The following is a 22,408-nucleotide window of genomic DNA, read 5'->3' as shown; positions in this document are numbered from 1 at the left end:
CCTTTATCGAGTCATCGAGCCCTCGTCGAACGTGCCGCCCGGGAACGTACCGCTCTGGTACGTCCCGCTGCCGGACAAGGCGATATCTTCCGGCCTGATCGGAACGCGAGTCAACCGGAGTCCCGTGGCCGCTCTGACGGCGGCGGCGATGGCGGGAGTGGAGGAGAGGGTGGGGGGCTCGCCGGCGCCGCGCAGCCCGTAGGGGGCCGCCGGGTCCGGATTTTCCAGGATTTTCATCGTCATGGGCGGCATGTCGAGGATGGTGGGGATGAGGTAGTCGGTGAACGACGGGTTCAGCACCCGGCCGTCGCGGATCTGGATCTCCTCCATCAGCGCCAGGCCGAGCCCCTGCGCCGAGCCGCCGTGGATCTGGCCCTCCAGCGCCTGCGGGTTCAGGATCCGCCCCACGTCCTGGACGGCCGCCAGCTCGACCACCTTGACCAGGCCCAGCTCCACGTCCACGTCCACGACCGCCCGGTGCACGCACAGCGCCAGCTGCGTGTGCGAGTCGCCCTGCCCGGTGAGCGGATCCATCGGGTACGTCGGCCGGTGCCGGTACTCGCGGGTCTCCTCGATCGGCCCGGACCGGGCCAGCGCCTCGGCGGCCGGCAGCCCCTCGAACCGCTTGCGCACGGCCTCGCAGGCCGCCTTGACCGCGCCTCCCGTGACGTACGACTGCCGCGAGGCCGAGGAGGAGCCCGCCGAGCCGACCGAGGTGTCGGCGGCGGCCACGGTCACGTTCTCCACGCCCAGCTCGGTCCGCGCGATCTGGGCCTGCACCGTCACCAGCCCCTGGCCCACCTCCGCCGCCGCCGTGTGCACCGTGACGTGCGGCTCGCCGCCGATCAGCTCGGCCCGCACCCGGGCCGTGGAGTAGTCGTCGAAGCCCTCGGAGAAGCAGATGTTCTTGATCCCCACGCCGTAGCCGACGCCCCGGCGCACGGACTCGCCGTGGGTGGTCTGCGAGACGCCGCCGGGCAGCCCGCGCAGGTCCCGGGCCGGCTCCCCCGGAGGCAGCGGCATCGCCTCCAGGTCGCGCAGCATCTCCGCCAGCGGCGCGGGCGAGTCGATCACCTGGCCGGTGATCAGCCGGGAGCCCTGCGAGACGGCGTTGCGCACCCGGACCTCGATCGGCGACAGGCCGCACGCCTCGGCCAGGCGGTCCATCTGCGACTCGTAGGCGTAACACGCCTGCACCGCGCCGAACCCGCGCATCGCGCCGCACGGCGGGTTGTTGGTGTAGACGCCGGTCGCGTCCACGCGCACGTTCGGCACCTCGTACGGGCCCGCCCCCAGCGACGCGGCGTTGCCGACGACGGCGGGGGAGGAGGAGCAGTACGCGCCGCCGTCCAGCAGGATGTCCGCCTTGACGTAGACCAGCCGGCCGTCACGGGTGGCGCCGTGCTCGTACCGCATCCGGGCGGGATGGCGGTGCACATGGCCGAAGAACGACTCCTCCCGGCCGTAGACGATCTTGACGGGACGGTTCAGCCGCAGCGCCAGCATGCACGCGTGCACCTGCATCGACAGGTCCTCGCGGGCCCCGAACGCGCCGCCCACGCCCGACAGCGTCAGGCGCACCTTGTCCGGAGGCAGGCCCAGGCAGGGGGCGAGCTGGTCGCGGTCCACGTGCAGCCACTGGGTGGCGATGTACAGGTCCACGCCGCCGTCCTCGGCGGGCACGGCCAGGCCGGACTCGGGACCGAGGAAGGCCTGGTCCTGCATGCCGACCTCGTACTCGCCGGTGACGACCACCTCGGCCTCGAACGTGTCGCCGCGCCGTACCGGCTGGTGGCGGACGAAGTGCTGGGAGCGCCGGGGGTCGGTGATGGCCTCGCGCGGCTCGTACTCGACCACGACGGCCGCCGCCGCCCTGCGGGCCGTCTCCGGATGGTCGGCCCCCACCAGCGCCACCGGCTCGCCCTGGTAGCGGACCTGATCGATGGCCAGCACCGGCTGGTCCTTGTGCTCAAGCCCGTAGAACTTCTCGCCCGGCACGTCCTCGTGCGTCAGCACGGCGAACACCCCGGGGATGCGCAGCGCCGGGCCCACGTCGATGGAGCGGATCCACGCCGACGGGTGCGGGCTGCGCAGCGTCGCCCCCCAGACCATGCCGTCCAGCCACAGATCGGAGGCGTACGCGAACTCGCCGGTCACCTTGAGCGTGGCGTCCGGCCGCCGCGCGTTCTCCCCGACGCCCGTGACCGGGGAGCCCGTGTACGTGGTCCCCGTGTCGGTGGTCCCCGTGTCTGTGGTCTCGGTCATCTTTCGAGTAGAGCACCGCCCGGCGGCCAGACCTATGCGCCCGACGTGAAATCACGGTCATCGCTTGTCATATCGGGCTTGTATATTCCTCCAAGTGCGCATCTCCGACCTGCTGGCCATCGACGATCTGCGCCTGACCCTGCTCACCGGGGACCCCGATCGCGAGTTCGGCACCGTGCACATCACCGACCTGCCCGAGCCCGGCCGCTACCTCGGCGGCGGTGAGCTGGTGCTGACCGGGCTGATGTGGTGGCACACCCCGGCGGACTCCGCCCGGTTCGTGGCCGCGCTGAAGCGGGCCGGGGTGGCCGCGCTCGGCGCCGGACGGGCCTGGCTGGGGCACGTGCCGGACGACCTGGTGGCTGCCTGCGCGCAGGCCGGGCTGCCGCTGGTGGACGTGCCGGTCGAGGTCTCCTTCCGCACGCTGGCCGAGCTGACCGGGCCCCGCCTGGCCGGTGACGTGCGCGACGCGCTCGGCCGCCACCGCCGGCTGGTCGCCGCCCTCGCCGAAGGGGCCGATCTGCCCGAGCTGTTCCGGGTGACCGCCGCCGAGCTGGGCGTCACCGGCGTCGTCGTGTCCGCGTCTGGCGAGGTGATCGTGGGCTCGGCCGGCGATCCCGCGGGGCTGGCGCGGGCGTACCTGACCGCGCCCCGGCTGCCCGCCGTCGCCGGCGAGCACACGATCTTCGCCGTCGGGCGCGGCCACCGCGCCGCCGGATGGGCGCTGGCCTGCGACGGCGACCTGCTCGACCGGGCCGACGTGGGCTACGAGCTGGCCGCCTGCGTGGGTCTCGAACGCGGCCGGATCGAGGAGGGCCGCAGGGTCGAGCGCCGCCTGGCCGGGCAGCTCGTCGCGGCCGCGCTGACCGAGGCCGACGTGTCCGAGCTGAACGCCAGGCTGCGCATGTGCGGGATCGACTCGGAGGAGCCGTACGCGGTGGTGGACGTCACCGCGCCCACGCCAGGAGCCACCCGGGGCCCCGACCCGGCCACGCTCGGCGGCCAGATCCTGGAGGAGCTGCTCGGCCGCGAGGTCGTGGCCGCCGCCGGCGCCGGCGGGGCGGTCGCCGTCGTGCCGCTGCGCGAGAGCGGCGCCGACGGGCTGGCCGCACGGCTGCGCGCCGGCGGGGCCGTCCTCTCCGCGCTGCCGGGCACCCGCCTGTGCGCCGGCCTCAGCGGCGCGCTCACCGGCGCCGCCGCGCTCAAGGGCGGCGTCGAGGAGGCCGGGCACGCCCGCCGCCTGGCCGAGGCCCGCGACGGCGGCGTGGTGACCAGCGACGAGATCTACACCCACGCGCTGCTGCTGGCCACCGTGCCGGGAGACGTGCGCCGCTCCTTCTCCTCCCGGCTGCTGTCGCCGCTGCTCGACTACGACCGCGGGCACCAGTCCGACCTCGTGCGCACGCTCGGCGTCTTCCTCGACCGCGCCGGCTCGTGGAACGCCTGCGCCGAGCTGCTGCACGTGCACGTCAACACCGTGCGCTACCGCATCCGCCGGATCGAGGAGCTGACCGGCAGGGACCTGTCCACGATGGCCGACAGGGTCGACTTCTTCCTCGCGCTCAGGGACACCGCGCCGCCCCGGTGACCTCGCCCCGGTGAGCCCGCCCTGGTGAGCCCGCCCCGGTGAGCCCGCCGCTCAGGTGCTGATCGAGTCTCTGGCCGGTCCCGCGGCCTCGCGCTCCTTGACCGCCCGTTCCAGCCAGTACGCGCTGCCCATGCTCTCGGCCAGCGCGACCGCCTCCGAGCCGCGCCGCATCGCCTCGCGGCCCTGGCCGAGCAGGCGGTGGGCGCGCGCCAGATAGACGAGGCAACCCACCTCCGTCATCTTGCTGACCCGGGCCGGGCCCGAGGCGTCGGTGAGCACGGACAGCGCCGTGGCCAGCTCGCCCAGCTCGATCAGCGCTCGCCCTCTGGCCAGCGCGAACTCCACCAGCCGCAGCCCGTCGCCGGCGCGGCGGGCCATCTCCGCCCCCTCGTCCAGCGCCCGCAGCGCCTCGTCGAACCGGCCGAGGTCGATGCTGACGCGCCCGATCGTCAGCAGCGCGTAGAGCTCCCCGACCCGTGAGCCCATGTCGGAGGCGATCGCCCGCTGGGCCAGCGCGTGCTCCAGCGCGTCGTCGTACTGCTCCCACTTGACGTGCGTGGAGGCCAGGTTGCCGTGCGCGCGCTGCTCGTTGAACCGGTCACCGAGCTGCCTGGCCAGGCCCAGGTGCCGCTCGCCGTGCTGGAAGACGGAGCGGTCGCCTCTCAGGTACAGGCCCGTCGCGAGGTGGGCGTGCCCCTCCATGGTGATCACCGGGTCGTCGAGGCGCCGCCCCGTCGCGAGCAGCCGCTCCCCGAGCGCGACCAGGTCGGCCACCCGGTAGGCCCGCTGCTGGTACCACCACAGCGCGAACCCGATCGCGGTGCCCGCCCGCGCGATGTCGTCGTCCTGGTCCGCCATCGCCTGGAACGCGGCGGCGAGCAGGATGGGCTCCTGCTTCCGCAGCCAGTCGTGCGCCTCCTCGGGGCCGGCGAACCGGCGGCCCCGCTCCACGACCTCCGGATACGCGCAGTGCACCCGGTGCGGCTGGCTGGTGACGGCCGCGGCCCGCGCGGACGCGGCGTAGTAGCCGATCGCCCGCCGCAGCGGCCGGACGCGCTCATCGGCCTCCATCAGCGCCCCGGCGAACAGCCGCACCAGGTCGTGGATCCGATAGCGTCCCGGCTCGGTCGCCTCCAGCAGGTGGGCGTCACACAGGCGTTCCAGACCGCGTTCGACCTGGTACGACGGCGAACCGGACAGCGCCGTGGCCGCCTCCACGGTGATGTCGGGCACGTGGAGCAGGCCGAGCAGGCCCAGCAGCCGCGCCGCGTCGCCGTCGATCTCGCGGCTGCTGCCGTTGAGCGCGCCCCAGCTGGCCGCCAGGCTCGACCGTACGGCCAGCTCGCCAGCCTCCAGCTCCCGCAGCCGCTGCCGTTCGTCGGTGAGCCGGGCCGTCAGCGCGCCCACGGTCCAGTCGGGGCGGTCGGCCAGCCGCGCCCCGGCGATGCGCAGGGCCAGGGGGAAGCCGTCGCAGAGACGCGCCAGCCGGGTGGTCTGGCCGAGGTCGGCGGAGACGCGGTCGGCGCCGACGAGCTTGGACAGCATGGCGGTCGCCTCGGCGTCGGACAGCGGGCCCAGGCGCAGCTGGACGCAGTCGTCGCCGGCCACGAGAGACTCCCTGCTGGTCACCAGGACCGCCGTGCCGAGCGGCGCCGAGACGAACGGCCTGACCTGGCCCAGGTCGGCCGCGTTGTCGAGGAGCACGAGGAGCCGCCGGCCCTGGAGCTTGCTCCGCCACAGGGCGGCGGCCTCGTCCTCGTCCACCGGCACGGCGTCGTCGGGCGTGCCGATGCCGCGCAGCAGCCGGCTGAAGATCTCGTGCGAGGACAGGCGGGCCACGTTCGGGGTGCCGCCGCGCAGGTCGACGTACAGCTGCCCCTCGGGGAACCGGTCGCGCACCGCGTGCGCGACGTGCACGGCCAGCGCCGACTTGCCGACGCCCGGCGGGCCGCAGATCACCACGAACGGATGCGGCGGATCCTCGTCCCAGGGGTCCAGCAGGCTCCGCAGCCGGACGATCTCCCGCGAGCGGCCGACGAACGCGAGCAGGTCGCGGGGCAGCTGACGGGGGATCAGCGGATCGGGCACGGCCGGCCCGCCGGTGCCGGACAGGACCACGCGGTGCGCCAGGCGCAGGCCCTCGCCGGGATCGACGCCGAGCTCCTCCGACAGGACGCGCCGGGTCTGCTCGAAGAGCGTGAGCGCCTCGGCCTGGCGCCCGCACCCGTGCAGGGCCAGCATGAGCAGCTCGCGGGGGCGTTCGCGGAGCGGATGACCTCGGGACAGGTCCTGCAGCTGGGCCAGGCAGTCTCGCGGGCGGCCCAGCCGCAGCAGCGCGTCAGCCCTCGCCTCGACGGCGGTCAGCCGGAGCTCTTCCAGGCGGGCGCGCTCGTCGTCGGCGAAGGGGCCCGGCACGCCGCTCAGCGGCCGGCCGCGCCAGAGGGGGAGAGCCTCGTCGAGTTCGCGCACCGCCTCGTCGAGGTCGCCGCCCTTGGCCGCCCGCGCCGCCGCGTCCACCCGTCCGGCGAAGACGTGGGTGTCGATCCGCCCCGGATCGAGGTTCAGGCGGTAGCCGCCGGCGGTGCGGGCCAGCACCCCGGGGGGCTCGCGCCGCCCGCGCCCCGGCTCGACGGCCCGGCGTAACCCGGCGATGTAGGTGTAGACGCTCTGCGCGGCGCTGGGCGGGGGAGAGCCTCCCCACACGCCCTCGATCAGCTGGGCCAGGGTGAGCACCCGGCCGGCCCGGACCGCCAGCATCGCCATGATCGCCTGCTGGAGCGGGGGGCCCGCGTCGATGGCCGCGCCGTCGAGCGCGCCGGTCACCGGGCCCAGCAGACCTATGGTCAGACCGGCCGCCCTCGGACTCCCGTGATCGACTGTCGGATCCACGTAGGGAGCTTAAACGTTCATGGAGGCGTCGAGGGCCCCGTGACGCATGTAGATGAAATGTAGATGCGGTCGATACCTTGTCATTCGATCGTGCTGGGTGTGTATTAAGTCACAGGGGCCCTGTCTGACCGGCCGCTCAGTATGGACCGCATGGACGGCAGGTGGCGGGACCCGGGGGTCCTTTCACCGGCCGCGCCATCGCGTGAGACGGACACGGAGTGCGGTGCGTGTCCGGGGTGTCGCCTTGTCCTTTCCCGGCGTCAGCCGGTTCAGCAGCAACCGATGTCGGTCGCCGCGCTGGAGAGGGAAGACGTCGTGGCACTCGCGGCCGTAACATTACCTCCAAGGGCTACCGCGGTGCCGATCGCGACAGCCAGGATTGACAGGGCAATGCGCATGCGCATGGGGTTCTCTCCCTCGCCTATGTGAGTTGCTCGGACTTATCTTCTCAGGGAGCGGCTGCTGTGACCACATCTGACCTAGTCGGACTCCGTATCAAGACGGTTCGGCGGCAACGCGGCTTGTCACAGGCGCAGCTGGCCCATCCCGAGTTGTCGGACAGTTACGTCTCACTGATCGAGAGCGGTAAGCGTACTCCCACCCCTGCGGTCTTGGAGCTGCTGGCCAGCAAACTGGACTGCTCGCTGTCCTATCTGATCAACGGCGTCACCGCCGAACAGATGGAGGACATCGAGCTCGCTCTCGGCTATGCGCGGCTCGCGCTCGAGAACGGCGAGATCGCCGAGGCCCGCACGCGTTTCGCGGAGCTCCTGGGAAACAGTAACTTGGCAGGTCTGACAGCGCTGCGTCAAGACGCCGAGTTCGGGCTGGCCCTCGCCACGGAGGCCGGAGGCGACCTCGACCAGGCGATCTCCATCATGCTGAAGCTGCGCGAGGAGGAGCTCTCCCCCGAGCGCGCCATCGAGGTGGCCGTGGCGCTGTGCCGCGCCTACCGCGAGAGCGAGCGGCTCAGCGAGGCCGTCGAGGTGGGCGAGCAGCTGCTCAGCGGCAACGCCCGCCAGCCTTGGAACGATCTTCTGGTCGAGCTGGCCGCCACGCTGCTGATGGCCTACTACGAGCGCGGCGACATGCTGCGCGCCAGGCAGTTCGCGGCCGAGCTGCTCAACGCGGCCGACACCCTCGGCACGCCGCGCTCCATCGTGGCGGCCAACTGGAACGCCTCCCTCGTCGCCCGTGCCACCGGCCACAACGACGAGGCGGTGACCTTCATCGAGCGGGCCCTGGCCGTCCAGCTGGAGCACGGCCAGCCGCGCAACACCGCCAGGATGCGGGTCCAGTCCGCGCGCACCCGGCTGCGCACCGGCGCCCAGGACCCGGCGAGCGTGCGCAACGTGCTGCGCGCGGCCATCACCGAGTTCGAGCAGACCTCCACCAGCACGATCGACCAGGCGGTCCTCTACCTGGAGCTGGCCTGCGCCGAATACATGACCCACGACCTCGACAGCGCCGCCGAGCACGCCGTGGCCAGCAGAAACCTGCTCCCCGAATACGGCCACGTGATGGGCGCGGAGGCCAACCTGCTGCTCGGCCGCATCTACGGCGAGGTCGGCCGGTCGCAGGAGGGGCGCGAGCACGCCGCCGCCGTCGAGAGCTGGCTCTCGCCGCTGCCCGACTCCCGCCGCTCGGCCTCCCACTGGTACGCCACGGCCGAGACGATGGAGCAGCTCGGCGACGCCGACGGCGCGGTCGACGCCTACCAGCGCGCGCTCGCCTGCGCGGGATTGTAGAGCGGAGTCCGGACCGGGCAGTGGCGTCGGTAGCCTTGGGGGTGTCATGAAGAGATCCCCGATCGCGGCCCTCACCGCGATGCTCGCCGCTGCCCTGCTCGTGTTCGGCACCGCGGCCCCCGCGCTGGCGCACGACGCCCTCAAGAGCAGTTCCCCGGCCAAGGGCGCCAAGGTCACCTCGCTCGACGAGGTCACGCTCGAGTTCAGCGCCAAGGTGCGCCTGCCGTTCGTCATCGTGCGCGGTGCCGGCGACGCCCAGCACCAGAGCGGCAAGCCCGAGGTCGACGGCGCCGTGGTGACGCAGGCGGTCGACGGGCCGCTGCCCGACGGGAAATACACGATCGCCTACCGGGTCGTGTCGTCCGACGGGCACCCGATCGAGGGTGAGATCCCGTTCCGCGTGGAGGGCTCGACGCCGTCCCCCAGCCCCTCGGCCTCCGCCGGCGCCACCGGCTCAGCGCCCGCCGAGACGGGGAGCGCGGCCCCGCCGGCGGAGCAGAGCGCGAGCCCGCCGTCGCCCTCGGGCGGCGCGCCCGAGAGCCAGGCCGCCGCCGACCGCGCCTCGGCCGGGCAGGACGTCTCCTTCCCCGTCTGGCTGATCGTCGTCATCGGCGCCCTCGTCGGCGTCGGCATCGGCTTCCTGCTCAGCGCGCGGAGAAAGCGCCCATGAGCCGGGCCGTGCGCCTCACCGTCGCGGCCTCGGCGGCCGCGATCGTCGCCCTGGTCATCGGCATGATCGCCGGCGGCAGGGCGTTCCCCAGGATCATCCCCGGGCTGCCCGACTCCGGCGTGGTCGTCCGGTGGGGGCTGCCGCTGTCCAAGCTGCTGATGGACGCCGCGGGCGTGGTCACCGTCGGCCTGCTGCTGATGGCCGCCCTGTTGCTGCCCAACGACAAGGGCGTGCTCGGCAAGAGCGCGCTCGACTACGTCAAGGCCGCCTCGTGGGCGGCGCTGGTGTGGGCCGGATCGGCCTTCCTCGCCATCGTCTTCGGCGTCGCCGAGTCCATCGGCAGGACCGTGCCGCAGATCCTCGAACGCACCATCCTGACCAGCTACGCCACCCAGACCACCCAAGGCGTCGCGCTGACGCTCGTGGTGCTGTTCGGGGTGGCCATCGCGCTGTTCTCACGCGGCGCCATCACGGCCGGCGCCGCCGCCGGGCTGCTCGTGTTCGCGCTGGTCACGCTGCTGCCCGCGCCGCTCACCGGGCACACCTCCTCCTCGCCCAACCACGACCTGGCCACCTCCTCGGTCTCGCTGCACCTGCTCTCGCTCGCCCTGTGGGTGGGCGGGCTCGGCGTGCTGGCCCTGCACGCGCTGCGCAAGCAGCCCCAGCTCGATGTGGTCGCCACCCGCTTCTCCCGGATGGCGCTGTGGTGCTACGCCGGCGTGGGGCTGTCCGGGCTGTTCGCGCTCGTCGCGCGGCTGGGCGCGATCTCCGACCTGTGGACCTCCGAGTACGGTCTGCTCGCGCTGGCCAAGATCGTGGCGTTCGTGCTGCTCGGCTACGTCGGCTACTGGCACCGCCAGCGCACGCTGGCCGACCTGCGGGCCGGGAAGCCGCGGGCGTTCACCCGGCTGGCCGGCGGCGAGACGCTGCTCATGTTCGCCACCGTCGGCGTGGCCGTGGCGCTGTCGCGCACACCGCCGCCCGAATACAGCATCCCCGCCGACCGGGCCTTCGAACTGCTCGGCTTCCCGCTCCCGCCGCCGCTCACGCTGTCCGGCATCTTCACGATGTGGTGGTTCGACCTGTTCTTCGCCGTCGTGGCCGCCGCCCTGGCCGGCCTGTACGGAGCCGGCGTGGTCCGGCTGCTGCGGCGCGGCGACCGCTGGTCGTGGGGGCGCACGGCGGCCTGGTACATCGGCGTGGCCCTGCTGGTCTTCTCCACCCAGAGCGGGCTGGCCCGCTACGCCAAGGTCATGTTCGACATCCACATGATCGAGCACATGACGCTGTCCATGGTGGTGCCGATCTTCCTCGTCCTCGGCGGGCCCGTCACGCTGGCCCTGCGCGCGCTCAAGCCCGCGTCCAGGAGAGGCGACAGAGGGCCGCGCGAGTGGATCACCACGATCCTGAACAGCCGTTTCACCAAGGTCGTCACCCACCCCCTCGTCGCCACCGCCATCTTCGTCACCTCCACCTACGCGCTCTACTTCACGCCGCTGTTCGAGTCGGCCATGAACGAGCACCTCGGCCACATCTGGATGACCCTGCACTTCCTGATCAGCGGCAGCCTGTTCTTCTGGGTGATCATCGGGGTCGATCCCGGGCCGCACCGGCTCCCGCACGTGTGGCGGCTGCTCATGCTCTTCGTGACCATGCCGTTCCACGCCTTCTTCGGCATCGCGCTCATGATGATGGGCGGCGTGATCGCCTCAGGCTGGTACGAGCAGCTCGGCCGCACCTGGGGCGACACCCTGCTGCAGACCCAGCGCGACGGCGGCGCCATCGCCTGGGGCTTCGGCGAGATCCCGACGCTGCTCGTCCTGCTGGCCATCGCCGTCCAGTGGTACAAGGACGACGACAGGCAGGCCCGCAGGGCCGACCGCAGGGCCGACCGGACCGGCGCAGGAGACCCGGAACTCGACTCCTACAACGACTATCTCGCCCGTCTCAACCGCGCTGACAAGGGTGAGTAGCGGTTCGGTCATGGCCTTCTACCTTCCGACTACAAGTCTCTGGACCGACAGGTAGCCTTTCTTACAGGGGAGACGGGCATGACCCCATCGACTAGCGTGCGCAGGCCTTGAGGGGGGCGCGCAGCGCCGGTCGGGGGGCGCCGGAGTGGGGACCGGCGCTGGGCCCGGGTGCCGAGGAAGGCGAAAGCATTGTCGGAAGAGACACGGATGCGCGGGGGGCAGAGCCTGGCCGAGGCGCTCGAAAGCTATCTGGCCGAATGGTCGGAACGGACGGGCATCGCGGTCGAGACCTGGGCGCTGCCCTCGACCGACGTGCCGTCCCGCGTCTCGAGCGGCGTCATGGCCACCATGCGCGAGGCTCTGTCCAACGTGGAGCTGCACAGCAGGGCCCGGACCGTGTCCATCGCCGTGACGGCCGGCAAGAGCGGGCTGCGCATGACGATCAGCGACAACGGCCAGGGCTTCCTCCTGAGCGCGAACGGGCGAGGGCTCGCCAGGATGCGGGCGGCGTTCGCGGAGATCGGCGGCAGCCTGTCGGTCAACAGCGTGCTCGGTGAGGGCACGACGGTGACGGGGGTGGTCCCCCGCCACCGCTGAACGCGTGCCGGCTCGGCTCGCTCCGCCTCCGGATCGGGACGCGTGCGTCCGGGGCCCGAGGACATCCAACTGATGAGCTCGGGCTGGTGGACGCGGGCCGGTGGGCGCGGGCGGCCGGATCAGGGGAGGGTGAGGATCTCGCTGCCGGTGTCCGTGACGACGATCGTGTGCTCGAACTGGGCCGTACGCTTGCGGTCCTTCGTCACGGCCGTCCACTTGTCCGGCCAGATCTCGTACTCGATCGTGCCCAGCGTCAGCATCGGCTCGATCGTGAACGTCATCCCGGGCACCAGCTCCACCCGCAGCGACGGATCGTCGTAGTGGGGCACCATGAGGCCGGAGTGGAAGCTGGTGCCGATGCCGTGGCCGGTGAAGTCGCGCACCACGCCGTAGCCGAACCGCTTGGCGTAGGCCTCGATGACCCGGCCGACCACGTTGAGCTGGCGGCCGGGCGCGACCGCCTTGATGGCCCGCATCATCGCCTCGCGCGTGCGCTCCACCAGCAGCCGCGACTCCTCGTCCACCTCGCCCGCCAGATAGGTGGCGTCGGTGTCACCGTGGACGCCGCCGATGTAGGCGGTGATGTCGACGTTGACGATGTCGCCGTCACGCAGCACGGTGTCGTCGGGGATGCCGTGGCAGATGACCTCGTTGATGGAGGTGCACAGCGACTTCGGATAGCCCTTGTAGCCGAGCGTGCTCGGGTAGGCGTTGTGGTCGAGCAGGAACTCGTGCCCGATCCGGTCGAGCTCGTCGGTCGTGACGCCGGGCCGGACGTGCTTGCCGACCTCTTCGAGAGCCTGGGCGGCGATCCGGCCGGCCACCCTCATCCGCTCGATGATCTCGGGGCTCTTCACGTCGGACTCGCCGGTCTTGGGGCGCTTCTTGCCGACGTACTCCGGCCGCTCGATGTGCGCGGGGACCTTTCGCAGGGGCGAGACTCGCCCTGGCTGGAGCAGTGTCGTCATGAAACCTGAGTCTACGGGGCAGAATTGACCTTGTGAGCGAAGGCCAGTGGTGGTTCTGTCTCAAGCACATGCGGGTCGAGCCTGACGAGGGCTGCCCCAACAAGGACCGGATGGGTCCCTACGCCTCGGAGCAGGAGGCGGCGGGGGCACTCCAGCGCGCCGCCGACCGCAACAAGGCGTGGGACGAAGCCGACCAGGACGATGACTGACAGCGGGCCGGGATCAGCGGCCTGAGACGGTGCGCCGGGATCTGCGGTCTGACGCGGCACACCGGGATCTGCGGTCTGACGCTGTGCGCCGGGACTAGCGGTCTGAGGCGGTGCGCCGGGACTAGGGGACGATCGCGTATGCCCTGACCGGGAACGTGCCCATGCCGGTGATCATCGGTGGCGCGGCGTGGAAGCGGAAGCCCTCGCTGGGCAGCGCCGCCAGCCCCGTCATGTGCTCCACCAGGGGGATCCCCGCCGCCAGCAGGATCGAGTGCGCGGGGCGTTCGCCGTGCGCCGGGGTGTCGTCGATGTTCAGCGAGTCGATCCCGACCAGGGCCGCCCCCTGGCCGGCCAGCCACGCCGCCGACTCGGGGGCGAGGTAGGGATGGCCGCGCAGGTAGGCGTCGGTGCCGAAGTGCCGGTCCCAGCCGGTGTGGATGAGCACGGCCCGGCCCCGCACGTCCAGCTCCTCACTGACGTGCACCGCCCGCCCGGCCTGTGCGGCGGGCTCCTCGCGTCCGGTGCCGCGCACGTCCGGCTTCGTGTCCGTCAGCATCGCGCCGCCGGTGGCGCGGATGACCAGGCCGGGCAGGTCGGCCAGTTTGGTCAGGGGGACCTGCGACAGGTCCGGTCCTTCGGCGTAGCGGTGGAAGGGGGTGTCGAGGTAGGTGCCGGTGTTGGCGGCCAGCGTGATCGTGCCGATGTGGAACTCCGTGCCCGGCGCGTACACCTTCCGCGAGTCCTCCCTGCTCAGGTGCACACCCAGGCGCGGGGCGGGAATGCCGGGATAGGTGCGCATGCCGTCGGTGATGCGGTGGCTGAGCTCGACGATCATTTTTTCACCGTACCGATCCGGGCCAGTTTGACCAGGGCCACGACGCCGATGGCGGCCCACACGAGGTTGAGCCCGGCCGACGGCCAGGCGGCGTTGTAGGCGCTGTTGATCATCAGCCCGAGCGAGCCGCCCAGGTTGATGAGCTGGTACGCGGTCCCGTCGCCCGACAGGCGGGAGGACGAGACGAGCGCGTAGCCGGCCAGCAGCAGGGCGGCGCCGAGCCAGCCGGCGACGGCGAGCAGGAGATCCATGGCGCCATTGTCGGGATCACGGGCTGTGCGGCACAAATGAGGGATTCTTCACCGCGCGCGTAAGCTGACCTGCATGGACATCGACCCCAGGCGGCTGCGCGTCTTACGCGAGGTCGCGCGGCGCGGCGGCGTGATGCGGGCCGCCGAGGCGCTCTACCTGACGCCGTCCGCCGTCTCCCAGCAACTCGCCCAGCTGGAGCGCGAGGTCGGGCTCGCTCTCATCGACCGCTCCCAGCGCAGCGTGTCGCTGACCCCGGCGGGGCGGGTGCTGGCCGGCTACGCCGAACGGGTCGAGGAGGAGCTGGACGAGGCCAAGCGGGAGCTCACCCGTTTCACCGAGCGCCTGGCCGGGCCGGTGCGCATCGCCGCCTTCCCCACGGTGATCCAGCACGTGCTGGTGCCCGCCATGCGCGACCTGGCCGTACGCCATCCGAAGATCTCGCTCATCATCCACGAGATCTACGGGCAGCCGGCGCTGCAGGAGCTGCGGCTCGGCGCGGTCGACCTGCTCATCACCGAGCAGGACATGAGCCTGCCCGCCCTGTCGCAGCCGTCGCTGAGCACGCGGCTGCTGTACGTGGACGAATACCGCATCGTGGTCCCGCCGGACTGGCCGGACCCGCCGGCCACCGTCGCCGACCTCATCCGGCTGCCCTGGGTGGCGGGCGAGCCGACCCAGGCGTGCGGGCAGGCGCTGGAGCGGCTGGCCGGGCTGCACGGGTTCGAGCCGCGCAAGGTGCACGTCATCACCGAGTTCGGGCCGGCGCTGGCGCTGGTGGCGGCCGGGCACGGGGTGGCGATCGTGCCCACGCTGGCCCTGCTCGACGTGCCGGAGGGTGAGGTACGGGTGAGCGAGGTGCGCGACGTGGGGGCACGCAGGCTGGACGCCGTCACGCGCGTCGGCCGTACCAGATCGGGGGAGCCCGATCCGGTGCAGGCCGTGGTGATCGGAGCGATCGAGGAGGCCACCGCGGACCTGGCGGCGTCACTGCGCGGCCGGCTGGGAGAGCCCGAAAAAGTGGATTAGTCGGTCAGGTGGGGGCCGCTGACCTTGTCCAGGAGGCTCGCCAGGCGGGCGCGCAGGCCGGGGCGGCGTTCGAGCTCGCCGGCCGCGGCGCTCACCAGGTGCTGCGCCCCGTCGAACGTCACCAGCCCGTCGCGCGGCACCGTGATCGCGTCGTGCGCCAGCCCGGTCAGCTCGGGGTCGCCGCCCTCGATCGCCAGGACGGTGGCCCCGATGCGCCGCGCGTCGTCCACCCGTTCCAGCAGCGGGACCGGCGCCCGCTGTTCGGACAGCACGAACAACGTCTCCCCGCGCGCGGCCTGCTCCAGCCGGTCGAGGCCGACGCGCAGGTGAGGGGGAGCGTCCTCCGGCGGGGACCAGCGCACCAGGGTGGGGGCGAGCTGGGGCAGACCGGACAGGCGGGCCTCGTCGGCGAGGTGGGCGGTCACATGCCAGGGCTCCTCGTCGGGGGTGCCCACCACCAGCAGCCCGCCGGGCGACCGCGTGGCACGAAGCGCCAGGCCCAGCTCACGGGCGCGGTCGAGCCAGCCGCTCCCGGAGAGCAGTTCGCGCAGGAGTGCCACCGATCCTGAGTCCATCACCCCATGGTGCCTGACAGCCATGGACCCCGGTGACTGATTCGGTTCCTGAGCCCGCGCCTGATTCAGTGGCTGATGCGGTGGCTCCCTCGGTGACTCATCCGGTGGCGGGGTGCGGGCGATGTGCGGACGCGAGGTGCGGGCGAGGGGCGGGTGCGAGGGGCGGGTGCGAGGGGCGGTCCGCTTGCCGTGCCGGGCGTCGCCGGCGCAAAGAGGGCCCGGACGGATCGCGGGCCGGCCGGGCCTGACATGATCGGGCTATGACAGACGTGAACGGGCTTTCCATCGCCATCCTCGGCGGCACCGGTGACCAGGGGAAGGGGCTGGCGCGGCGCTTCGCGCTGGCGGGGCACCCGGTGCTGATCGGTTCGCGCAGCGCGCAGCGCGCCCAGGAGGCGGCCGACTCCATCGGCTCGGGCGCGACCGGTGACGAGAACGCCGCCGTCGCCGCCCGGGCCGACATCGTGATCGTGGCGGTGCCGTACGAGGGGCACAAGGCGCTGCTGGAGTCCCTCAGGGACGTGCTGGCCGGCAAGATCGTCGTCGACTGCGTCAACCCTCTCGGGTTCGACAAGCAGGGCGCCTACGCGCTGCCGGTCGAGGAGGGCAGCGCCGCCCAGCAGGCGGCGGCCGTGCTGCCCGACAGCCGGGTGGTGGCGGCCTTCCACCACGTGTCGGCCGTGCTGCTGATGGACCCGGCGGTGGACAAGGTCGATCTCGACGTGCTGGTGCTGGGCGACGACCGCGAGGCCACCGACCTGGTACGGGCGCTGGCCGAGGCCATTCCCGGGGTGCGCGGGGTGTACGGCGGCCGGTTGCGCAACGCGTACCAGATCGAGGCGCTGACCGCCAACATCATCTCGATCAACCGCCGCTACAAGGCCCACGCCGGCCTGCGCATCACCGACATCTGACCTTCGGCGGGCCGTTCTCCGGTGGGGCGGCCTCGTCGGGCTGCGCGCCACCGGCAGCCGACCCTTGGTGGGTTGATCTCCAGGCGGGTCAGAGTCCGAAGAGTCGCACCGACGGCAGGTCCCGCTGTGTCACGGGTGCCTGCTCGGAGCCACTCGCCGGGGCAGGGAGCCAGGGGCTGTCACAGCCAGCCGCCGTCCTCGGCGATCCTGATGGCGTCGATCTTGTTGCGGGCTCCCGTCTTGTTGATCGCCCCGGTCAGGTAGTTGCGTACGGTGCCGGGGGACAGGTGGAGGCGGGTGGCGATCTCCTCGGCCGAGGCGCCCCTGGCAGCCTCCCGGAGCACGGTGGTCTCCCTGGGTGTGAGCGGGCTCTCGCCGTACTCCAGGGCCGAGGAGACCAGCTCGGCGTCCAGGACGCGCAGCCCGGCGGCGGTGCGCCGGATCGACTCCGCCAGCCGGTCGCCGGGCGCGTCCTTGACCAGGAAGGCCTCGATGCCGGCCGCCAGCGCCCTGCGGACGTGGCCGGGCTGGCCCATGGCGGTGAGCACCAGCACCCGGCACGACGGCAGGCGTTCGCGCAGCACGGCGGCGGCGGTGATGCCGTCCACCACGGGCAGGTCGATGTCGAGGACGGCCACGTCGGGCCGCACCCGCATCGCCTCGGGGACGATCTCGTCGCCGCTGGTCACCTCCGCGACCACCTCGATGTCGGACTCCAGGCGGAGCAGGGCGGTGAGGGCGGCGCGGATCATGTGCATGTCCTCGGCGAGCAGCACTCTGATCACGAGACGGCCTCGCGCCGGACGGCCACCTCCATGGCCAGCACGAATCCGCCCTGGCCGGTCCGTGAGCCGGTGGCCGTCCCGCCCGCCTGGGCGGCACGCTCGGCCAGGCTGACGAGCCCCGCCCCCGGCGCTCCTGTTCCGGCTCCGGCTCCGGCGCTGGAGCCGGACACGGCAGAGGGGCCAGACGCGGGAGAGGGCCCGGACGCGGTGCCGGCGCCGGGGCCGGGGTCGGGGTCGGGGTCGGTCCCAGAGTCGGGTGGGGCGCCGTCGTTGGCGAGTTCGAGGCGGACCGTGCCCTCCTGCAGCGACGTCGTGATCGTGCAGGTCGTGGCCCGGCTGTGGCGCAGGACGTTGGTCACGCCCTCACGTACGGCCCACGCCAGCGCCTCCTCCGACCGCGTCGGCAGCGTCACGTCCGCCAGATGCGCCTGGACGCTCACCCCGGACGACTCCAGCAGCGCCACCGCCCGGTCGACCTCGCCCGCCAGCGACATGGCCCGGTAACCCCTGGCCACCTGCCGCAGGTCCTGGGCCGCCTCCCTGGCCACCTGCACCAGCTCGCCCACCTCGGCGCGGGCGGTGCCGGGGTCGCGGTCGATGAGGCGGCCGGCCAGGTCTCCCTTGAGCGCGATCGCGGTGAGGCTGCGGCCCAGGCCGTCGTGCAGGTCGCGGGAGATGCGCACCCGTTCCTTGAGTACGGCGGCGTCCGCCAGCTCGGCCCTGGCCTGTTCGAGCTCGGCGGTCACCCGGGTGAACCGGACCAGCGCGTAGATCATGGTGCCGGTCGTCGGCACGGTGACCACGTAGAACAGGGTCAGGTGGGCGGCCTGGGGGCCGAACCAGAGCAGGGTGCCCTCGTACAGCATGATCAGCCCGACCGCGGCGCCGCCCCAGCGCAGCGGCAGGTAGACCAGCAACGTGCCGGCCAGCAGCGGCGTGGTGAGCGCCGACATGCCGCCCGGGAGCAGGAAGTCGGGCAGGTACGTGGCCACCACCTGCAGCAGCACCGTCAGGGGGAAAGCCGGCGGACGTCCGCCGCGCAGGCCGGCCCGCATGTTGACGTAGTGGACGGCCACCACGACGAGGAACACCACGACGGCCAGCACGCCGTACAGCGCGCCCTGGAGGAAGTAGACCAGGGCGATGACCGTGTACGCGCACGAGACGGCGGTGATGAGCGCGCTGGAGAGCCGCCGGGCGGACGAGGAGACCACGACGTCGATTATCGCCTCCTAGGAGCGGCGGGGTTCCCAGCGGAACCACAGGCGGACGGCGACCAGGCCGGCGACCGCCCACCCGGCCAGGACGAGGAACGGCACGAGCAGGTCGCCGGTCCTGACGGCGTCCACCACGGCGGTGGTGGGCAGCAGGTCCAGCACGGGCCGCAGCCAGGAGGGCAGCGGGATGGGGCCCATCGCGCCCGCCGACACCCCGGCCAGCAGGAAGACGGGCATGGTGTAGGCGGCGGCCAGCTCCGCGCGCGGGACCACGGCCGTGTACGCGGCGCCGAGCAGCGACAGCACGGCCGAGCCCGCGACCACGACGGCGGCGAAGCCGAGCGGGTCCGGCGGGAACGGCACGTCGGCCGCGAACCGCACCGTGACCGCGCACAGCAGGATCAGCCCCACCGTCTGGGTGGCGGTGCCGGCGATCTGGCCGGCCAGGATCTGGCCGTCCGTCAGCCGGGTGGAGCGCAGCCGCTTGAGCACGAGCTGGTCGCGGCGGCTGGTCAGGGCCACCACGATGTTCATGAACGCGGTGATCGCCAGCAGGATCGCGATCGTGCTGTGGAAGATCGCCGTGGCGCTGGCGACGCCGTCCTGGGTGACGTGGCGCATGAGCAGCGGCATGCCCACGGCCAGGCCGACCGGTGTGACGACCGAGCCGAACAGCATGGCCTTGTCGCGCCAGAACAGGCGGGTGCCGAGACGGTAGGTGGCGGCCAGGCTCATCGTGCGTCCTCCGTGGATCGCGAGTTCTCAGCGGGTCGGGCGCCCTCCGCGGAACGGGCGTCCGGCGCGAGCTCCAGGAAGAGGTCCTCCAGGGTGGCGGCGCGGACCTCCAGGCCCTCCAGCCGCAGCCCCCGCTCGGCCGCCCAGGTGAGCAGCGTCTGCGCGGCCAGGTCGGGGTCGGGGGCCCGGCACACGGCCAGCCCGTCCGCCACGGTGACCGGCAGCGGCAGCTCGTCCGTGCGCACGTGCGCGGGCAGCCGGAAGGCGACCCGCCCGCCCCTGGCCGCGAGCGTCTCGGCCATGCCGCCGGAGGCCACGATCCGGCCCTCGTCCATGATCGCCATGCTGGAAGCCAGGCGCTGCGCCTCCTCCAGGTAGTGCGTGGTGAGCAGGATCGTGGTGCCGCTCTCGGCCAGGTCGCGGATGACGGTCCAGGTGGCGGCGCGCGCCTGCGGGTCCATGCCGGTGGTCGGCTCGTCCAGGAACAGCACGTCGGGGCGGCCCAGCAGGGCCAGCGCCAGGTCGAGCCTGCGCTTCTCGCCGCCGGACAGCTGCCGCACCCGGGTGCCGGAACGTCCGGTCAGGCCGGCCAGCTCCAGGGCCTCGTCCCTGGGGCGGGGCGCGTCGGTGAAGCCGCGCCAGGCGTCGACGGTCTGGGCGACGGTCAGCTCGGGGAAGAAGCCGGCCTCCTGCAGCATGATGCCGGTACGCGGGCGTACGGCGGCGCGCTCGGCGTAGGGGTCGTGACCCAGCACCCGCACGCTCCCGCCCCCGGCCCGCTGGAACCCCGCCAGCACCTCGATCGTGGTGGTCTTGCCCGCGCCGTTACGCCCGAGCAGGGCGAAGATCTCGCCCTCGGCCACCTCGAACGAGACGCCCTTCACCGCCTCGAACCCCTGGTGGCTCTTGCGGAGCCCGTTCACTTCGATGGCTGTCATGCGCTCCACTGTCGCCGGGCCCCGAAGCCCGCGACAGTGAAGAATTCACGACTTCCTGGACAACTTGAGCAGCGCGTCCGTCACGCCCTCGGGGTCGACGATCTGGTGCAGGTGCATGCCGGGCAGGCGGGTCACCGGCCAGCCGCGCCGGGCCGCCTCCTCGGCGGCGGCGGCGTAAGGGGGCCCGAACCACAGGAACGAGCATCTGACCTCGTCCCAGCCGGCCGGCACCGGGATCGCCTGCGTGTAGTAGTCGAGCGGCAGCCGGGGCTGCTCCGCCGCGACCCGGATGCGGACGGCGGGGTCGGGCAGCATGGCCACCACGTCCTCCTCGTCCCACCAGTCGGTCCAGCGCGGCAGCACACCCTCAGGGCCGGCCAGGTCGCGCAGGAACGGCAGGAACTCCTCCTCCGCCGTCCTGACCAGCCCTTCCCTGGGCGGGACGTGCGCGTCGGCGAACACACAGGCCACCACCCGGTCGCCCAGGCCCTCCTTGATCGCGGGCAGGAAGAACCCGGCGTTGCTGTGCACGGCCAGGACCACGGGGGTGGCGGGGGTGGCGGCCCGCACGGTCTCCACCACCCTGGGCCAGTAGGGCGCGCCTCCCGCCGAAACGCCGGTCAGGTCGGGCACCACGGCCGCGTGCCCGCGGCGCTCCAGCGACTCGGCCACGGGAGCCCACGTCGAGGGCCCGACGGAGGGGCTGTGCACGAGTACGAACGTCGTCTGCATCACCCCACCCTGTCAGACGATGAGGGCGCACCGGGATGGGGTGCGTCCCGCTCCGTCGTACGAGGCCCAGGCCAGGGCCAGGTTGTTCACCGCTCGCGAAAGCTCCTCTTCGGAGAACAGGTAGTGCAGCCGGACCCGGTCGGTGTGCCCGCCCAGCGGGTCGAACGACCGTCCGGCCGCGACGGCGACCCCGTGCCGCAGCGCCACCTGGGCGAAGGAGTCGGCGTCGCCGCGCGGGAGGCGTACCCACAGGGTCTGGCCGCCGAGCGCGGGCTCGAACGTCCACGACGGCAGCCGGGCCCGCAGTTCGGCGCACAGGTGCTCGTGCCGCGCGCGCAGCGTGCGGATCCGTGCGGCGCGCACCTCGTCCAGCCGGCGCAGCAGCGCGGCGGCGGCGAACTGGCTGACCACCTCGCCCCCGAGGTCGTGCACCGCCCGCAGCCTGGCCAGCCGCGAGACCAAGGGAGCCGCCGCGCGGATCCACCCGACCCGCAGCCCGCCCCACACCAGCTTGCTCAGCGAGCCGACCGTGATCACCTGCTCGCCCCGCCCGAACGACGCCACCGGCGCGGGCGTCTCCTCGGCGAAGCACAGCTCGGCGCAGACCTCGTCCTCGATCAGCGGCACGTCGTGCGCGGCGGCCAGGTCGGCCAGCCGCCTGCGCGTCGGGGTGTCCATGACGGCGCCGTCCGGATTGCGGGCCGAGGGGACGAAGTAGGCCAGAGCGGGACGCTCGCGTACGTCCTCGACGCCCGCCGCCGGCCGGACGGCCGCCGCCGCGTGCCGGAACACCTCCAGCGCCCCCGGGTACGTCGGCGTCTCGGCCAGCACCGTGTCACCCGGCGCGAGCAGCAGCGAGGCGAGCAGCGTGAGCGCCTGCTGCGCCCCCGTCGTCACGATGATCTCCTCGGGCGAGGTCGGCACGCCCCTGCCGGTGTAGTACGCGGCCAGCGCCGCGCGCAGCACCGGGTTGCCCGCCGGCTGGTAGCCCATGTCACGCAGCCCGGCCAGCCGTTCCCCGGCCTCGGCGTACGCCTCGAACAGGGCGGGCGGCGGATCCTGCGGGGCGGCGCACGTCAGCAGCTGCACGCCGTCCGGCGGATGCAGGATGTGCTGCAGCAGCGGGTTGGCCGGCACGCCGTCGGCCGTCCTCGTGGCGGGCAGGTCGAGCGCGGCCACCCTGGTGCCGCTGCCCTGGCGGCGCACCACGCGGCTCTCCTGCTGCAGCAGGTCGTACGCGGCCACCACCGTCCCCCGGCCCACCGCCAGCCGCCTGGCCAGCACCCGGTCCGGCGGCAGCGCCTGCCCAGGGGGCAGCACACCGTCGTCGATCAGCGCCCGCAGACCGCCCGCGAGCAGCAGGTACAGTGGGCCGCGCCCCGACGCCCATCGGCCCAGCGCATCGACCAGATCATCGAGATTGGCCCCATTCATGGACCAATTCTGCCGCATTGGCTCTGACGCGACATACTCCGGCGAGGAATCCTGGTGA

20 protein-coding genes are annotated in these 22,408 nt (G+C 72.8%); 8 read left to right on the top strand and 12 right to left on the bottom strand.

The features are described from left to right. Positions 1 to 3 precede the first annotated feature (3 nt). Positions 4 to 2,265: a molybdopterin cofactor-binding domain-containing protein gene (locus tag OIE67_RS29545; RefSeq protein WP_326626541.1), complete on the bottom strand. Its 2,262-nt coding sequence runs from the start codon at positions 2,263 to 2,265 to the stop codon at positions 4 to 6. Positions 2,266 to 2,359: 94 nt separating this feature from the next. Between OIE67_RS29545 and OIE67_RS29540 the strand changes: the two genes are divergently transcribed. After that, the gene (locus tag OIE67_RS29540) at positions 2,360 to 3,853 is read left to right on the top strand and encodes a PucR family transcriptional regulator (protein ID WP_326626539.1); all 1,494 of its coding nucleotides are present in this window, start codon (positions 2,360 to 2,362) and stop codon (positions 3,851 to 3,853) included. Between the two features lie 51 nt (positions 3,854 to 3,904). Here the strand turns inward: OIE67_RS29540 and OIE67_RS29535 are convergent, their stop codons facing one another. Beyond that, positions 3,905 to 6,742 carry an AfsR/SARP family transcriptional regulator gene (locus OIE67_RS29535; RefSeq protein ID WP_326626537.1) on the bottom strand — a complete coding sequence of 946 codons (2,838 nt, stop codon included), beginning with the start codon at positions 6,740 to 6,742 and terminating at the stop codon, positions 3,905 to 3,907. A gap of 425 nt (positions 6,743 to 7,167) precedes the next feature. Here OIE67_RS29535 and OIE67_RS29530 point away from each other — a divergent pair, with 425 nt between their 5' ends. The 4 genes from OIE67_RS29530 to OIE67_RS29515 all read left to right on the top strand — a co-directional run bounded on the left by OIE67_RS29530 (position 7,168) and on the right by OIE67_RS29515 (position 11,730). Beyond that, on the top strand, positions 7,168 to 8,490 hold the full coding sequence (locus OIE67_RS29530) for a helix-turn-helix transcriptional regulator (protein ID WP_326626535.1): 1,323 nt from the start codon (positions 7,168 to 7,170) through the stop codon (positions 8,488 to 8,490). Positions 8,491 to 8,536: 46 nt separating this feature from the next. Continuing rightward, positions 8,537 to 9,160, top strand: coding sequence for a copper resistance CopC family protein (locus OIE67_RS29525; RefSeq protein ID WP_326626532.1), 624 nt, complete (start codon positions 8,537 to 8,539; stop codon positions 9,158 to 9,160). Further along, positions 9,157 to 11,133 carry a cytochrome c oxidase assembly protein gene (locus OIE67_RS29520; RefSeq protein WP_326626531.1) on the top strand — a complete coding sequence of 659 codons (1,977 nt, stop codon included), beginning with the start codon at positions 9,157 to 9,159 and terminating at the stop codon, positions 11,131 to 11,133. Before OIE67_RS29525 ends, OIE67_RS29520 begins: the two co-directional genes overlap by 4 nt. A 207-nt stretch (positions 11,134 to 11,340) precedes the next feature. Next, positions 11,341 to 11,730: a sensor histidine kinase gene (locus OIE67_RS29515; RefSeq protein WP_326626529.1), complete on the top strand. Its 390-nt coding sequence runs from the start codon at positions 11,341 to 11,343 to the stop codon at positions 11,728 to 11,730. 119 nt (positions 11,731 to 11,849) lie between these two features. Here the strand turns inward: OIE67_RS29515 and map are convergent, their stop codons facing one another. Further along, complete coding sequence (gene map, locus OIE67_RS29510) at positions 11,850 to 12,698, bottom strand: type I methionyl aminopeptidase (protein WP_326626527.1); 849 nt, start codon at positions 12,696 to 12,698, stop codon at positions 11,850 to 11,852. A 32-nt stretch (positions 12,699 to 12,730) separates the two neighbouring features. Here map and OIE67_RS29505 point away from each other — a divergent pair, with 32 nt between their 5' ends. After that, on the top strand, positions 12,731 to 12,907 hold the full coding sequence (locus OIE67_RS29505) for a hypothetical protein (protein WP_326626525.1): 177 nt from the start codon (positions 12,731 to 12,733) through the stop codon (positions 12,905 to 12,907). A 121-nt stretch (positions 12,908 to 13,028) separates the two neighbouring features. On the opposite strand, the gene OIE67_RS29500 is transcribed toward OIE67_RS29505, so the two are convergent. Continuing rightward, positions 13,029 to 13,742: a cyclase family protein gene (locus OIE67_RS29500; protein ID WP_326626523.1), complete on the bottom strand. Its 714-nt coding sequence runs from the start codon at positions 13,740 to 13,742 to the stop codon at positions 13,029 to 13,031. Next, positions 13,739 to 13,993: a CBU_0592 family membrane protein gene (locus OIE67_RS29495; protein ID WP_326626521.1), complete on the bottom strand. Its 255-nt coding sequence runs from the start codon at positions 13,991 to 13,993 to the stop codon at positions 13,739 to 13,741. The genes OIE67_RS29500 and OIE67_RS29495 overlap by 4 nt, the downstream gene beginning before the upstream one ends. A 73-nt stretch (positions 13,994 to 14,066) precedes the next feature. Between OIE67_RS29495 and OIE67_RS29490 the strand changes: the two genes are divergently transcribed. Then, complete coding sequence (locus OIE67_RS29490) at positions 14,067 to 15,020, top strand: LysR family transcriptional regulator (protein WP_326626519.1); 954 nt, start codon at positions 14,067 to 14,069, stop codon at positions 15,018 to 15,020. Here OIE67_RS29490 and OIE67_RS29485 read toward each other — a convergent pair. Then, entirely contained in the window at positions 15,017 to 15,595 is a 579-nt protein-coding gene (locus OIE67_RS29485) for a hypothetical protein (RefSeq protein ID WP_326626517.1), read from the bottom strand. The genes OIE67_RS29490 and OIE67_RS29485 overlap by 4 nt on opposite strands. 260 nt (positions 15,596 to 15,855) lie before the next feature. On the opposite strand from OIE67_RS29485, the gene npdG reads away from it, so the two are divergent. Further along, positions 15,856 to 16,509 (top strand): NADPH-dependent F420 reductase, encoded by a 654-nt coding sequence (gene npdG, locus OIE67_RS29480; RefSeq protein WP_326626515.1) that lies wholly within the window; start codon positions 15,856 to 15,858, stop codon positions 16,507 to 16,509. Positions 16,510 to 16,688: 179 nt separating this feature from the next. On the opposite strand, the gene OIE67_RS29475 is transcribed toward npdG, so the two are convergent. Genes OIE67_RS29475 through OIE67_RS29450 form a run of 6 tightly spaced genes read right to left on the bottom strand, consistent with a single transcriptional unit; the run spans position 16,689 to position 22,350 of the window. Further along, positions 16,689 to 17,294: a response regulator transcription factor gene (locus OIE67_RS29475; RefSeq protein ID WP_326626513.1), complete on the bottom strand. Its 606-nt coding sequence runs from the start codon at positions 17,292 to 17,294 to the stop codon at positions 16,689 to 16,691. Beyond that, positions 17,291 to 18,508, bottom strand: a complete 1,218-nt coding sequence (locus tag OIE67_RS29470; protein ID WP_326626511.1) for a sensor histidine kinase — start codon at positions 18,506 to 18,508, stop codon at positions 17,291 to 17,293. Before OIE67_RS29470 ends, OIE67_RS29475 begins: the two co-directional genes overlap by 4 nt. An 18-nt stretch (positions 18,509 to 18,526) precedes the next feature. Continuing rightward, entirely contained in the window at positions 18,527 to 19,246 is a 720-nt protein-coding gene (locus OIE67_RS29465) for an ABC transporter permease (protein ID WP_326626509.1), read from the bottom strand. Further along, positions 19,243 to 20,184, bottom strand: a complete 942-nt coding sequence (locus OIE67_RS29460) for an ABC transporter ATP-binding protein (protein ID WP_326626507.1) — start codon at positions 20,182 to 20,184, stop codon at positions 19,243 to 19,245. The genes OIE67_RS29465 and OIE67_RS29460 overlap by 4 nt, the downstream gene beginning before the upstream one ends. A gap of 45 nt (positions 20,185 to 20,229) precedes the next feature. Then, positions 20,230 to 20,916 (bottom strand): alpha/beta fold hydrolase, encoded by a 687-nt coding sequence (locus OIE67_RS29455; protein ID WP_326626506.1) that lies wholly within the window; start codon positions 20,914 to 20,916, stop codon positions 20,230 to 20,232. Positions 20,917 to 20,928: 12 nt separating this feature from the next. Beyond that, positions 20,929 to 22,350: an aminotransferase-like domain-containing protein gene (locus OIE67_RS29450; protein WP_326626504.1), complete on the bottom strand. Its 1,422-nt coding sequence runs from the start codon at positions 22,348 to 22,350 to the stop codon at positions 20,929 to 20,931. Positions 22,351 to 22,408: the final 58 nt, after the last annotated feature.

Source organism: Nonomuraea fuscirosea (assembly GCF_035917475.1).
GTDB classification, from domain to species: Bacteria; Actinomycetota; Actinomycetes; order Streptosporangiales; family Streptosporangiaceae; genus Nonomuraea; species Nonomuraea fuscirosea.
This window is presented reverse-complemented; position numbering and strand designations above follow the sequence as displayed.

Coding starts and splice junctions, on each gene's coding strand:
- OIE67_RS29545 (WP_326626541.1), bottom strand. CDS start 2,265: ATGACCGAGACCACAGACACGGGGACCACCGACACGGGGACCACGTAC.
- OIE67_RS29525 (WP_326626532.1), top strand. CDS start 8,537: ATGAAGAGATCCCCGATCGCGGCCCTCACCGCGATGCTCGCCGCTGCC.
- OIE67_RS29520 (WP_326626531.1), top strand. CDS start 9,157: ATGAGCCGGGCCGTGCGCCTCACCGTCGCGGCCTCGGCGGCCGCGATC.
- OIE67_RS29515 (WP_326626529.1), top strand. CDS start 11,341: ATGCGCGGGGGGCAGAGCCTGGCCGAGGCGCTCGAAAGCTATCTGGCC.
- map (WP_326626527.1), bottom strand. CDS start 12,698: ATGACGACACTGCTCCAGCCAGGGCGAGTCTCGCCCCTGCGAAAGGTC.
- OIE67_RS29500 (WP_326626523.1), bottom strand. CDS start 13,742: ATGATCGTCGAGCTCAGCCACCGCATCACCGACGGCATGCGCACCTAT.
- OIE67_RS29495 (WP_326626521.1), bottom strand. CDS start 13,993: ATGGATCTCCTGCTCGCCGTCGCCGGCTGGCTCGGCGCCGCCCTGCTG.
- OIE67_RS29490 (WP_326626519.1), top strand. CDS start 14,067: ATGGACATCGACCCCAGGCGGCTGCGCGTCTTACGCGAGGTCGCGCGG.
- OIE67_RS29485 (WP_326626517.1), bottom strand. CDS start 15,595: ATGGACTCAGGATCGGTGGCACTCCTGCGCGAACTGCTCTCCGGGAGC.
- npdG (WP_326626515.1), top strand. CDS start 15,856: ATGACAGACGTGAACGGGCTTTCCATCGCCATCCTCGGCGGCACCGGT.
- OIE67_RS29465 (WP_326626509.1), bottom strand. CDS start 19,246: ATGAGCCTGGCCGCCACCTACCGTCTCGGCACCCGCCTGTTCTGGCGC.
- OIE67_RS29460 (WP_326626507.1), bottom strand. CDS start 20,184: ATGACAGCCATCGAAGTGAACGGGCTCCGCAAGAGCCACCAGGGGTTC.
- OIE67_RS29455 (WP_326626506.1), bottom strand. CDS start 20,916: ATGCAGACGACGTTCGTACTCGTGCACAGCCCCTCCGTCGGGCCCTCG.
- OIE67_RS29450 (WP_326626504.1), bottom strand. CDS start 22,350: ATGAATGGGGCCAATCTCGATGATCTGGTCGATGCGCTGGGCCGATGG.